Annotated in this window: 9 protein-coding genes and 2 tRNA genes; 2 read left to right on the top strand and 9 right to left on the bottom strand. The window is 58.6% G+C overall.

Annotation, left to right across the window (positions count from 1 at the left end; genetic code table 11):
- Positions 1-651 precede the first annotated feature (651 nt).
- From AB4O41_RS11055 to AB4O41_RS11040, 4 genes are all read right to left on the bottom strand, one after another.
- Positions 652-1,950, bottom strand: coding sequence for a virulence factor family protein (locus AB4O41_RS11055; RefSeq protein ID WP_460147744.1), 1,299 nt, complete (start codon positions 1,948-1,950; stop codon positions 652-654).
- A complete protein-coding gene (gene mprF / locus AB4O41_RS11050) occupies positions 1,950-4,592 on the bottom strand; it encodes a bifunctional lysylphosphatidylglycerol flippase/synthetase MprF (protein WP_460147743.1) in 2,643 nt (880 codons plus the stop codon). Before mprF ends, AB4O41_RS11055 begins: the two co-directional genes overlap by 1 nt.
- 277 nt (positions 4,593-4,869) lie before the next feature.
- A tRNA-Met gene (locus tag AB4O41_RS11045) sits at positions 4,870-4,946 on the bottom strand.
- A gap of 221 nt (positions 4,947-5,167) precedes the next feature.
- Positions 5,168-5,244, bottom strand: a tRNA-Met gene (locus AB4O41_RS11040).
- Between the two features lie 301 nt (positions 5,245-5,545).
- Between AB4O41_RS11040 and dinB the strand changes: the two genes are divergently transcribed.
- Positions 5,546-6,607 (top strand): DNA polymerase IV, encoded by a 1,062-nt coding sequence (gene dinB, locus AB4O41_RS11035; RefSeq protein ID WP_008010121.1) that lies wholly within the window; start codon positions 5,546-5,548, stop codon positions 6,605-6,607.
- A 123-nt stretch (positions 6,608-6,730) separates the two neighbouring features.
- Here dinB and AB4O41_RS11030 read toward each other — a convergent pair whose 3' ends face one another.
- From AB4O41_RS11030 to AB4O41_RS11015, 4 genes are all read right to left on the bottom strand, one after another.
- On the bottom strand, positions 6,731-7,684 hold the full coding sequence (locus AB4O41_RS11030) for a hypothetical protein (protein ID WP_460147742.1): 954 nt from the start codon (positions 7,682-7,684) through the stop codon (positions 6,731-6,733).
- A 17-nt stretch (positions 7,685-7,701) separates the two neighbouring features.
- Positions 7,702-9,417: a proline--tRNA ligase gene (locus AB4O41_RS11025; RefSeq protein ID WP_460147741.1), complete on the bottom strand. Its 1,716-nt coding sequence runs from the start codon at positions 9,415-9,417 to the stop codon at positions 7,702-7,704.
- A 144-nt stretch (positions 9,418-9,561) separates the two neighbouring features.
- Positions 9,562-11,121, bottom strand: a complete 1,560-nt coding sequence (locus AB4O41_RS11020) for an AmpG family muropeptide MFS transporter (protein ID WP_460147740.1) — start codon at positions 11,119-11,121, stop codon at positions 9,562-9,564.
- 44 nt (positions 11,122-11,165) lie between these two features.
- Complete coding sequence (locus tag AB4O41_RS11015; protein ID WP_460147739.1) at positions 11,166-11,519, bottom strand: MGMT family protein; 354 nt, start codon at positions 11,517-11,519, stop codon at positions 11,166-11,168.
- 166 nt (positions 11,520-11,685) lie between these two features.
- Between AB4O41_RS11015 and AB4O41_RS11010 the strand changes: the two genes are divergently transcribed.
- Positions 11,686-12,693, top strand: a complete 1,008-nt coding sequence (locus tag AB4O41_RS11010) for a DUF481 domain-containing protein (protein ID WP_460147738.1) — start codon at positions 11,686-11,688, stop codon at positions 12,691-12,693.
- Between the two features lie 167 nt (positions 12,694-12,860).
- On the opposite strand, the gene AB4O41_RS11005 is transcribed toward AB4O41_RS11010, so the two are convergent.
- Positions 12,861-13,070 carry a cold-shock protein gene (locus AB4O41_RS11005; RefSeq protein ID WP_002554837.1) on the bottom strand — a complete coding sequence of 70 codons (210 nt, stop codon included), beginning with the start codon at positions 13,068-13,070 and terminating at the stop codon, positions 12,861-12,863.
- Positions 13,071-13,412 lie beyond the last annotated feature (342 nt).

Below are 13,412 nucleotides of genomic sequence, written 5' to 3'. Positions count from 1 at the left end.
AGCAGCCACGTTCGTTTCCAAGCGAATGGGTGGCAGCTGTGCGCAGGTTGGAAAACCGGGAGCCTAGGAAACCGGCACGTCCGAAGACGTCCCACGCACAACCGCCATGACACAAGATTGCAGCCGTAAAGGTCTGCGGTCATGTTGGGCACGTTGTTGCTATTCGCTCGTCGGGTTTCCAAGCCCGATCGCTGAATGGTCAGCGACGTCCGGAGAGTATCCCGTCGAAGAAAAGCGCAACAAGGCGGCAAAGTGCCCAAACACGAGATTCGGAGTTTGCCTACAAGGTTTGTGAGAGTCATCCGAAATCGCCGTGCCGAAATTAAACAAGCGATTTCACAGATCTTAGGAGTGCTTGAGAAGTTGTCTTCCCAGCGATAAATCGAATTGATTGTCCATTTGGCCTGGGTTGGCGAGTTTCCTTTGTCCTAGGACAGCGGACAGGGTTACATCTCAATCCAACGAAGAACCCTGTGGGAGCGGGCTTGCCCGCGATGACGGCGGTAGTTCCAGCATTAATGTGACAGGCATACCGCCATCGCGGGCAAGCCCGCTCCCACAGGAATTTGCGGCGTCTAGATGATCTTTGTACAAATGAAAAAGCCCCCGCACCGTGAGGTGTCGGGGGCTTTTTTGTGAGCGCGGCTCAGATCACTCTTGAGCAGCCGTCTCCTTCGCTTGACGCTTCTCGATGGCATCGACCAACCGCTGCGCCAGCGCCGGGTAGTTCTCGTCGAAGTGATGGCCGCCAGGCAGTTTCATCGCTTCGCCCACGGCGGTCTTGTCGGTGCAGCCGCTCTCGTCGACTTCTTCCTCACCGTAGATGCACACCACTTTTGCTGGCGGCAGCTTGGCCATTTCCGGGCCGGTGGCGGCTTCTTTGCCGGCGTTGCCGAGCCAGCCTTCGACTTCGATTTCGAAGCTGCCGGTGCGGGCGAAGGCCAGCAGGATGATTGCGTCGATCCGTTGCTGTTCCGCTTCCGGCAGGCGGTTGTAGATGGCCGGCAATACGTCCGCACCGAACGAGTAACCGGTCAGGACGAAGCGCTTGGTGCCCCATTTCTGCCGGTAGTGCTGCATCAGTTCGGTCAGGTCCAGAGCGCTTTGTTCCGGGCTCTTGTGCTGCCAGTAGTAGCGCAGGGTGTCGATGCCGACTACCGGGTAGCCGATCTTCGCCATCTCGCCCGCTACGTCGCGGTCGAGGTCGCGCCAGCCGCCGTCGCCGGAGAGGAACAGGGTGACGGTGTCCTTGGCCTGACCGGCCGGCACTTCGACCACCGGAATCTGCAAGCCGCCGGCGGCTTTATCGCCACCGACGAGGATTTTGCGCAGTTCGTTGTTCAGCACTTGCGGCAGGTTGATGTCGTAGTCACTGATGCTGGTTTCGGCATTGGGTTGGTCACGCACGAAGCCGGCGCTGGTGTCGTCCGGGTTGTCGTTCCAGGCCACGAGCCAGTGGCCGTGGGCGGCGCTTTTTGGCAGCAGGTGAGTGCAGCCCTCGGGTTTTTCCAGGGCCAGGTCAACCGAAATGGCCTGGGCCTTGTCGTCCTTCTGCTCGGCCAGCCAGCGCCATGCCAGCACGGCGCCAGGGCCAATGCCGCTGACCAGAGTGGCCGGGCCTTTCAGTTCGCGCAGGCCCGCTTGCAGGGCGCGGCTTTGCAGCAGGCAGTCTTTGGGCAGAATCACCTGGACGATCTGCGCCGAGGCGCTGCGGCTCAGGGTGGTCAATTGCTTGTCATTGAGTTTCTGGTCTTCATTGACCGCCACCAGCACCTGAGCCTTCGGCGTGTTGCCGGGGATGACACGGGTCATCGCGGCGCCATCGGCCGGCGTCAGCCGTTCGAGGGTCGGTTCTGGTGCCGGGCGTTTCAGGTACCAGTAACCGCCACCGACAATCAGGGCCAGCACTACCAGTGTGGCCAGTACGTACCGCAGGGAGCGTTGAATCATCAGCGTTTCACCAATCCAGTCAAGCCGCCCGCAATCAGGGCGGCAGTGTCGGCCAGGGCCACCAGCGGATCGAGTCCGGCGGGCACGGCCATATAACGGGGTTCCCAGTCGGGCTGGAACTTGTCTTTGAAGCGGCGCAAACCTTGGAAGTTGTACAGCTGCTCACCACGGCGGAATACCATCGAGCCCAGGCGCTGGGTCAGTGGTGCGCCGCGCCGGGGTTGTAACCCCGACAACGGCACCATGCCCAGGCTGAAACGCGCGTATCCATGATTTTTATAATGTTGAATCAGGCCGACCATCATGAACTCCATGGTCAGCTTGGGGGCGTCGGGGTGCGCGCGCATCAGGTCGAGGCTGGCCAGATCATGGCCATAGGTCTCGAGCAGGTTGGCGAACGCCACCGGGCGCCCTTCGAAACGAATCACCGCGACACGGAAGTGCTTGAGGTAGTCATCACTGAAACGCCCGAGCGAGAAGCCTTTCTCGCGCACATTCTTGCCGGTTAGCCAGGCATCGGAGATCACCTTGAGCTCGTCCATCGGCGCTTGCCCCGGCTCATGGATTTCCAGCGACAGACCGTCACGGGTGCCACGGTTCCAGGTGTAGCGCAGGTCCTTCATCTCTTTGCCCTTGGCTTCGAGATCAAAGCGATGCAAATCAACCCGGGCTTCTTCGCCGAGCTTGATCGCGGTCAGGCCGATGTCCATGTAATACGGCAGATTCTCGGCGCGCACTTGATAGAACACGGGGCGGGCGTGGTGGATATCGCAGAGGTCGCGAAACTGCCAGATCATTTCCGCCCGTTGCTGGGTCGGGCCGATTGGGTCATACAACGCCACCAGGCTGCGACCACGGCGGGCGTACATCAGAAACGCCTCGTCGTTAGGGTGAAACAGCAGCGCCTTGTCACCGGTCAGGGCCAGGCCGCCATCTGGTTGGGACGAGGCCATGAGAATCTTTACTGCGCGGTCCAGCTCATCGGGCGTTGGCAGATGGATCACCGGGCGCGCGGTGCGCAGCAGCCAGGTCAGGGACACCACCACCAGCAGGACCGCGGCGCCGAGCAGCGAGCGCAGGCCACGCGGGGCATCGGCATCGAGGGTGAACTGCCACCAGAGTTGATGGCTGTAGGGAACGTCCTGATAGGCGAATAGCAGCAGCCAGATCGACGCGCCGAGTACGCAGAGGCTGGCCACCAGGTACAGCGGCGAAAACGGCAGTTCAGTCAGGCGACTGGGGCGATAGAACGAACGCCGGAAAACCCCCAGCAAACTCGCCGTCAGGGTCATCAGGCAAGCCTCTTCCCAGTCGAAGCCTTTAAGCAGAGAGAGCAGGGCGCCGACCAACAACAGAATGGTGGTCAGCATCCATGCGGCTGACAGACGGCGACGCAGCCCCTGAGCCAGCAGCAGGCAGAGGACACCCACCAGGCTGGCGCCGAAGTGCGAGGCGTCGACCAAACGATGGGGAATCAGAAAGCCAATGTGTTCAAGGCGGGTATCGATTTCTGGCGTCACGCCGGAAAACAGCAGCACCACGCCGGACAGGAACACCAGCACCGCCAGAATCGGCGCGGCCATGCCAGAGGCGGCACGCAAGGACTGGCGCGATTGAAACAGGCGCTGGCCTTCGTTGATCAGCAGCAGTACGCAAGCCACCAGCAGCGGCAACACCACATAGATCAGGCGGTAGAGCAGCAGGGCAGCAGCCAGTGGCGCGGCACCGAGCTTGTCGGCGAAGGCAGCGAGCAAAATCGCTTCGAATACCCCGACACCGCCCGGTACATGGCTGAGCACGCCAGCGGCCAGGGCCAATAGATAGACCAGCAGGAACGCACCAAAGGGCGGTGCTTCCGGCAGCAACAGATAGAGCACCGTCGCGGCGGCAGCCACGTCCAGAGCGGTGATGACCAGTTGCAGGAACGTCAGGCGGCGCCCCGGCAGGCGCAAGGTGCGGCGGCCGACCTTGACCAGCAGGTTGTCGGGGTAAGGCTGTTCCGGCAAACGACGGCGATAGATGCCGATGGCCAGTACGGTGGAGAGCAGCAGCACGGCCACTGCAATCGCACCTAGCAACGTCTCGGAGAAACCCAGGGCCACGGAGGCGGCGGGCAGGTTGCTAAGGGTGGCGAGGGCGGCCAGGGGCGGAAGGGCGCAACCGAGCGAGAGGCTGGCGAACAGGGTCATGTGCGCGACTTCCGAAGCCCCCACACCATGACGTGCATATAAACGGTAGCGAACCGAGCCGCCTGACAGCAGCGAAAGGCCAATAGCATTGCCAATGGCAAACGCGGTGAAGCCGCCCAATGCCAATATTCGCGGCGCCAGCGTCACGCCGGCATAACGGCTGGCCGACCATTCGTAACCCAGCAGAATGATGAAACCGATGACGGTCGCGCCGAGCGCACCCAGCAAGGCCGGTTTCGGCACTTCCAGAATCGAGTCGTGCAACGCGTACAGATCGAGTTCGCTCAGCAGGTGACGACAGGCAATCAGCGCAATGGCGAACAACAGCAAAGTGACCGCCAGACCGATGGGTTGGCGATATTTGCTGATTCGATCCAGCAAGCGCAGACGCTCGGCTTTGATCGGTTGTGTCGCTGTGACGGTGTCTTGTGAATCAGACGAGTTGGCGCGCATCAATCACCTCTTGGATTGTGCGCGACAGGATGGAGGTATCCAGCCAAGTTACCAATCCCTGTAGAAAAAAATAATCACAAATATTAACGCCTCTCACCGGATGTGGGCGATGGCGCGTCATCAGTCGTAGAAGGTTTCATCTGCGGTTCAGTCTGCTCTGAACTCACAGTCTGGCGATCCCGAACGGCTCACTGCACAGTGACAGATCATTGTTGCGAAAGGACTTTTTCAACAGATACAAAAAAGGCCACTCTTTCGAGTAGCCTTTTTTGATGTTTGGTTGCGGGAGCCGGATTTGAACCGACGACCTTCGGGTTATGAGCCCGACGAGCTACCAGACTGCTCCATCCCGCGTCTGTGTGGCGGCATTCTACAGGCGAACGCCGGAGTGTCAACCGTTAATCCCAGTATGGCTCAAATAAATGTAAAACGATGGCGAACGGTCGCAGGGGAGACCTAAGTTTCGGAATCAGAACGATTTGTTGTTTCTGTGCCATAAGGCATGGATCGCTGATTTTTTATAAAACAGGCGCGCACAAAAAAGGCCACTCTTTCGAGTAGCCTTTTTTGATGTTTGGTTGCGGGAGCCGGATTTGAACCGACGACCTTCGGGTTATGAGCCCGACGAGCTACCAGACTGCTCCATCCCGCGTCTGTGTGTCGGCATTCTACAGAGGATCGCAGGGCTGTCAACCTTCAATCTCGGTAAAACCTGTTCCTGTTCAAGCGCTTAGGTGAAAAAAGCAATGGGTTATCGGTCTGAAACGCAGGCAGGGCAAGGCTTGTGGCTCTATCGAGAGGGCTCTTTCGATTGAGAAAATAAATTCATCCGGTGCTTTTCCTACAAAGGAAAAAGAACATTCGGAGTACTGGTGCTATATACAGGTGTCAGTGAGATACTGCCGGTACGACTCACCCACACATCATTTCTTCGCCATGAACACTGCTTTTATATGACGCAGCGAAAAATCATCCACGTCGATTGTGACTGTTTCTACGCCGCCATCGAGATGCGTGACGACCCGCGTCTGGCCGGTAAGCCATTGGCGGTGGGTGGCTCGGCGGATCGGCGTGGGGTGATTGCCACCTGTAACTATGAAGCGCGAGCTTATGGCGTTCGCTCGGCCATGTCTTCCGGGCATGCCTTGAAACTGTGTCCGGACCTGACCATCGTCAAGCCGCGCATGGAGGCCTATAGAGAAGCGTCGAAGGAAATTCATACGATCTTTCGCGATTACACCGACCTGATCGAGCCGCTTTCCCTGGATGAGGCCTACCTCGACGTGTCCGACAGCGCGCATTTCGGCGGCAGCGCCACGCGAATCGCCCAGGACATTCGCCGCCGGGTCTCCAATCAATTGCACATCACCGTGTCGGCCGGTGTAGCGCCGAACAAGTTTCTCGCCAAAATCGCCAGTGACTGGAAGAAGCCTAACGGCTTGTTCGTGATCACACCGGATCAGGTAGAAGACTTCGTCAGTGGTTTGCCGGTGAGCAAGCTGCACGGGGTTGGCAAAGTGACCGCCGACAAACTCGGCAGGCTCGGCATCGTCGATTGCTCGCATTTGCGCGAATGGGACAAGTTGGCGCTGGTGCGCGAATTCGGCAGCTTCGGCGAGCGACTCTGGAGCCTGGCCCGTGGGATTGATGAGCGGTTGGTGCACAACGACAGTCGACGGCAGTCGATCAGCGTCGAAAACACTTACGACGTGGATCTGCCGGACTTGGTGAGTTGTCTGGATAAATTGCCCGAGTTGCTGGAATCCCTGAATGGCCGCATGGCACGGATCGACAGCAGTTATCGCCCGGGCAAGCCGTTCGTCAAAGTGAAATTTCATGATTTTACCCAGACTACTTTGGAGCAGGCCGGGGCAGGGCGGGATCTGGGGAGTTATCAGTTGCTGCTGACCCAAGCCTTTAACCGTGGTGGGAAACCGGTGCGGTTATTGGGGATTGGGGTGAGGCTCGAGGATTTGCGGGGCGGGTTTGAGCAGATGGAGTTGTTTGAGCGGTAGTTCAGCGTTGAATGTTCGGGCCTCTTCGCGGGCAAGCCTCGCTCCTACAGATTCATGCCGGTTGCGAATTTCGTGCATGACGGAAAACTGTAGGAGCGAGGCTTGCCCGCGAAGCTTTTGACTTTAATTCGGTCCCGGATCCGCCACCAGTCGCCCGGCATCCTTGGTCAGCGACTTGAGGAATTCGGTCTGCAACTCAGGATCGTTGCGGGTCAGTTCGATCAGGCTCTGTTCCAGCTCGCTGGCTTCTTCTTCCAGGCCCAGTTCCGACAGACGTTTGACCCGGTGTACCCACTGGCTCACTTCGTCGTCTTCGAGGTCGTCGTAAATCAACCCATGCGCTTCGAGCAGCTTACTGCGCAAAGTGTTGCTGATCGCCAAAGACGAGTCGGTGTGCACATCGTCCTTGTTGTCCTCGACACTGATCTGCAGCTTGCCCAGATGATTGAGGTCATGTTCGGCGAATGGGCTGTCCAGCAGGTTCAGGCGCAACACACCGTTACGGTCGGTGGTCAGTTCAAAGGTGTTCTTGCCAGCCTTGACCTGCACCGGGCGCTCGCTCCAAGGCAGGCTCGAGTATTCCGTGCGTTTGTCGCGCTGGACTTCGTCGATACCCGCCAGGTTCTGTTGCGCCCGACCATGGGACTGCGCGTTCATGAACGGATTGAGCCCGGCGAAACCATAGCTGAGCCAGTCCTTCGTCACGCTGTCCGGCAGATTGCCGAGGGCGAACACGTTGACCACGTTCGCACCGACGCCGGCCACCACGGCCACCGCGCCCAGCGGGATCTCGTAGACCTCCCTCCAGGGTTGGTAAGGCGTATAGCGATCATAGCGGCGCGTGACTTCGAACTCGGTGACTTCGAAGGTTTTCTGCTCGTGGATTTTCACCCGACGTTGCGGCAGCTCAAGCACCTTGGGCTCGCCGACATCGATCTGCAGGCTGTGATCGAGCAATTTGCGCTCGACCCGTTCCTCGTGCTCGCTGCGTTGTGACATCTGATTGGCACAGCCGCTGACCAGCAGCGCGCCGCACAGGGCGGCGCTACCGAGGCCTAAGGTGTTTCGCTTGAACATGACGTCTCTATCTGGTGTCAGCGGCGGATACGGGCCTGGAGGAAAGACAACACGTCAGCGACCGGCAGCGCTTGCGCCTCGGCCTCTGTGCGGCTCTTGTATTCCAGATTGCCGTCGGCGAGGCCGCGATCACTGACCACGATCCGGTGTGGAATGCCGATCAATTCCATGTCGGCGAACTTGATGCCCGGGCTGGTTTTCTTGTCGCGGTCGTCCAGCAGCACTTCGAAGCCAGCGGCAGTCAGTTCTGCGTAGAGCTTGTCGGTGGCTTCGCGAACCTGTTCGGTTTCGTAGCGCAGCGGAACCAGGGCAACCTGGAACGGAGCCAGAGCATCGCTCCAGATAATCCCGTTCTCGTCGTTGTTCTGTTCGATGGCGGCAGCCACCACGCGAGACACGCCAATGCCATAGCAGCCCATTTCCAGGGTGACCGGCTTGCCGTTCTCGCCCAGCACTTCGCACTTCATCGCTTTGCTGTACTTGTTGCCCAGCTGGAAGATGTGCCCGACTTCGATGCCGCGCTTGATTTCCAGGGTGCCTTTGCCGTCAGGGCTCGGATCACCGGCCACGACGTTGCGCAGGTCGGCGACGGTCGGAACCGGCAGATCACGCTCCCAGTTCACGCCGAAGTAGTGCTTGTCGTCGATGTTGGCACCGATGCCGAAGTCGCTCATCAGCTCGACGGAACGGTCGATGATGATCGGCAGTGGCAGGTTCAACGGGCCAAGAGAGCCGGCGCCGGCGCCAATGGCGTCGCGCAGTTCGGCTTCGGAAGCCATGACCAGCGGGCTGGCAACGCCAGGCTGGTTGCCGGCCTTGATTTCGTTCAGCTCGTGGTCGCCACGGATGATCAGGGCAATCAGCTTGCCTTGCTCTTCAGCGTGCACCACCAGGGTCTTGATGGTTTTTTCGATCGGCAGGTTGAAGCCTTCGACCAGTTGCGCAATTGTCTTGGCGTTCGGCGTATCGACCAGGCGCAGCTCTTCGCTTGGTGCGGCGCGGGAGGTTTCACGTGGCACGGCTTCGGCTTTCTCGATGTTCGCCGCGTAGTCGGAACCATTGCTGAAAACGATATCGTCTTCGCCGGATTCGGCCAGCACGTGGAACTCGTGGGAGCCGGCACCACCGATCGAGCCGTTGTCGGCTTCAACCGGACGGAACTTCAGGCCCAGACGGGTGAACACGTTGCAGTACGCCTGGTGCATGCGGTCGTAGGTGATCTGCAGCGAAGGCTGATCAGCGTGGAACGAATAGGCGTCCTTCATGATGAATTCGCGGCCGCGCATCAAACCGAAGCGTGGGCGGATTTCGTCACGGAATTTGGTCTGGATCTGGTACAGGTTGATCGGCAGCTGTTTGTAGCTGCTCAACTCGTTACGCATCAGGTCAGTGATGACTTCTTCGTGAGTCGGGCCGGCGCAGAAGTCGCGACCGTGGCGATCCTTGAAGCGCAGCAATTCCGGGCCGTATTCTTCCCAGCGACCGGACTCCTGCCACAGCTCAGCCGGTTGGGTGCTCGGCATCAACACTTCGAGAGAGCCGGCGGCGTTCATTTCTTCACGCACGATGGCTTCGACCTTGCGCATCACTCGCAAGCCCATGGGCAGCCAGGTGTACAGGCCCGAGGCGAGTTTGCGGATCATGCCGGCGCGCAACATCAGCTGATGGCTGATGACGACCGCGTCGGAAGGCGTTTCTTTCTGTGTGGCGAGCAAAAATTGACTGGTGCGCATGGTTGGCCGTTGTCGGTTGCTGATGACGAGAAATGACGGAACATTGTACGGGCGAGATCTGCTGGCGTACAGGAGTGCGGCCGGCTGAGTCGTAGAGGGCGAGAATCTGCCCGCCCTCTACGATGCTTCGTGCGTAAAAAAAGCCTACGACTCTTCCGCGACCTGGGTTTGAGCCGGTTCGGGCGTCGGTGTCGGGCCGGCGCGGCGGTTTTCCTGGAACCAGTGCAAGGCGATCAACAGCAGGGTTGGGACGCCCAGCAGGGCGGTGATCAGGAAGAAATTGTGATAACCGAACTTCTCCACCATGACCCCTGAGTAACCGCCGATCAGGCGAGGCAGCAGGAGCATGATCGAGCTGAGCAGGGCGTACTGGGTGGCGGAGAATTTGAGATTGGTCAGGCTCGACAGGTAAGCGACAAATGCCGAAGTCGCCAGGCCCGAGCTGAAGTTATCCAGTGAAATGGTGACAATCAGCATCTGCAGATTGGCCCCCATGTCCGTGAGCATCAGGAACAACAGGTTCGTGCCAGCCGATGTGACACCGCCGATGAACAGGATGGGCAAAATACCGAAGCGCACGATCAGCAGGCCGCCCATGCCGGCGCCGACCAGCGTCATGATCAGGCCGAAAATCTTGCTGACGCTGGCAATCTGATCCTTGGTGAATCCCTGGTCGATGTAAAACACGTTAGCCATTACGCCCATGACCGTATCAGACATCCGATAGGTGGCGATCAACCCGAGCAGCAGCAGGGCTTGCCAGCGATAACGCAGGATAAAGTCGTTGACCGGCGTCAGCACCGGCGCCAGGCCACGGCGGCCCATGGCCGACAAGCACAGGCCGGTAAGCGTGATATAGAGAATCGCCCGCAGGAACGCGCGGTCTTCGAGCAGCAGGTCGAGCACGCTGACGCCTTCGAACAGTACGCTGGCGAAGTCAGTGTTGTAGAGCTGGGTGAACATGGCCGGTACGGACACCAGCAGCACGATCAGCACGAACACTGACGCCAATTGATGCGCAAAGCTGTAGCGCCCGGCCTGAAGTTGAGTTCGCAACGGCACTGGCGGTTCACGCATGAAGAGGGACGTCAGCAGTGCCGGGACCATCAGCGCGCCAAACAGCAGGTAAGTGCCGGCCCATGCCGAATGCTTATAGTTGAAACCGGTGGAGCCGAAGCCTTCGGCGAAGAACAGGGCGCCGGCGGTGGCCAGCAGTGCGGCAATCCGATAACCGGACATGTAGCTGGCGGCGAGCGCTGCTTGACGGCTGTCTTCAGCGATTTCCAGGCGATAGGCGTCGACAGCGATGTCTTGCGTCGCGGAGGCGAAGGCGACGACCACTGCAATAGCGATCAGCCAGGACAGATGCTTCTGCGGGTCGCAGAAACCCATGCCGATGAGGCCGAGGATCACCAGCGCCTGGGACAGTACCAGCCAGGAGCGTCGTCGACCGAGCTTGCCGAGCAGTGGCAGGCGCCATTGGTCGAGCAGCGGGGACCAGACCCATTTAAAGGCGTAGGCCAGGCCGATCAGGCTTGCATAGCCGATGGTTTCGCGGGCAACACCGGCCTCGCGCAGCCACACTGAAAGCGTCGAAAACACCAGCATGTAGGGCAGGCCGGCGGCGAAACCAAGCAGCAACAGCACGAGCGTCGAGGGGCTGGCATAGGCGGCGAGCGCGGCGCGCCAGGTTTTACGGGGCATGGGCTGGAGTCTGCCTCAAGGATTACGGAAACAAAGCGCGCACTCTAACCGCTGTGCTCTACCGGGCGCCAGCCATGGCGCTGAATATCAACACGATTGTTCAGGATACTGATGCCTTCCATGCGCAATCGGGCCCGTTGTTCATCCCCCGAAGGGCTGCCCACGGGCAGGCTGAGTCGTCCGCCGGCACCCAGCACGCGGTGCCAGGGCAATTTGGTGTCGCCGGGCAGTTGGCTCAGTGTTCGCCCGACCCAGCGGGCGGCACGACCCAGTCCCGCGAGCTCGGCCAATTGGCCATAGCTCACGACTTTGCCCTCGGGCACTTGTGCCAGGGTCAGGTAGAGCGCCGTGCGTCGGATTTGCGCCGCGCTTTCGGTTTCAGAGGTTGAATCGCTCACGTCCCGGGCTTCCTGAAAAAATGCGCATTGACCGTCTGTAGAGTAAATCCTGGATCGCCTATTGAGAAATGAACTCAATAGGAATAGTCGGGTCAGTCCTTGTCAGGGCCTTATTCGTAAGGATAATGCCGACTTTTTTTCGCAAAGTTGAGCCTTCGATTCGCTTATGTTGTCCAGAACCTTGCTGTGCCTTGCTGTCGTCAGTGCTTCCACTCCCTTGCTTGCCGATACCGTCTGGTTGAAGAACGGTGACAAATTGAGCGGTCAAATTACGCTCTTCGACGGTGGCAAGCTGTTGATCCAGACCCAGTATGCCGGGGCGGTTCCGATTGACTGGAAAGAGGTCAAAACCCTGGAAAGCGATCAGCATATGCTGGTCAAGCAGGATGCCTACAGCGGCGAGGTGGCCAAGTCGCTGCACGCGGCGGAAGACGGCAAGGTCACTCTGGCCAATGGTGACGCCCCCAAAACGGTGGAGCTGGCCAGTATTCAGCAGATGCTCAGGCCCAAGCCAGTGGTCGAGGATTTGGTGTGGAAAGGTAATGTCGACATGGCGCTGGATTATCGCCGAGCCGAAAAAGATACCGATGATTATGACGTGGGCTTCAAAACCAGCGCGCGTCATGGTCGGTGGCGTCATACGGCGGAAGGTGAATACAACCGAGAGTTCCAGGATGACGTCGTCACCACTGATAACTGGCGTGCCGAATATTCTCTCGACCGATTCCTCACCGAGAAGTGGTTCTGGCAAGGTCGTTTGAACTATAAGCGCGACAAGGTCGAAGAGCTTTCCCGTCAGCGCACCATCGGTACCGGTCCCGGTTATCAATTCTGGGATAACGAGCTGGGCGCCTTCTCCTTGGGTTCGCTGCTGAACAACACGGATTATGAGTATTCCAGCGGCCGCAAGGAAAACTTCTATTCCTTGGCGATGAAGTGGGACTACAACCGTTATTTGGTCGGCAAGAAGGTCGAGTTCTTCACCAATGGTGAGGTCGGAAAACCATTGTCGGGCGTGGCGGATTACGCCCTCGATGCCGAGGTCGGCCTGCGCTACAAAGTTACCGATTGGGCGTCGCTGAACCTGAAGGCCGAGAGAGATATCATCAGCGGAAGCGATGAGGCTGACCTGAGCAAAACCCGATACACCGCAGGGTTTGGCGTGGCTTGGTAGCACCCTGAAAAATCAAAAAATCGCAGCCTTTGGCAGCTCCAGCATGGGATTGAGATACATCCTGTAGGGGCTGTCGAAGGCTGCGATCTTTTTTTGCCATGCAAAACACACAGGCACAAAAAAGCCCCGCTTTTAAGGGCGGGGCTTTTTACTAAAGCAGTTACAAGTTAGATAACTTGAACTTCTTCAGCTTGCATGCCTTTCTGACCGCGGGTAGCGATGAAAGAAACCTGTTGGCCTTCTTTCAGGCTTTTGAAGCCGTCGGATTGGATAGCTTTGAAGTGAACGAACAGGTCGTCACCGGATTGTGGAGTGATGAAGCCGAAGCCTTTTTCATCGTTGAACCACTTAACGGTACCGGTTTGGCGATTAGACATGGTGTAACTCCTTGAACAAAGATAACTGCGACGCAGGAAGAACCCTGGCCGAGACTGAGTGCAAAGAGCAGGAAAAATTCTTGTAGATGGTTGGATCGAAATTCAACATATCGTGTAGAGATTCTCAGTGACACAAGCAGCACAGTGGCGCCACCTTAACCCTTTTTCCGGAACGTGCCAATGGTTCTTGCGAAGGTTTCTCTGTTTTCGTGACTGACGGTGCATCGAATAGCGATCAAGGCCCAAGATTCACGGGCGATCGGCGAGAATTGTTTCCCGGACTTTGAACCCGGAGCGCCTGCCCGGTAAGATGCCGGACAGAATTTTTCCACCTCGCTATTC

Source organism: Pseudomonas sp. S2_A02, from assembly GCF_054668495.1.
Note: the sequence above shows the minus strand (reverse complement) of the source record. Positions and strands in the feature narration are given on the sequence as shown.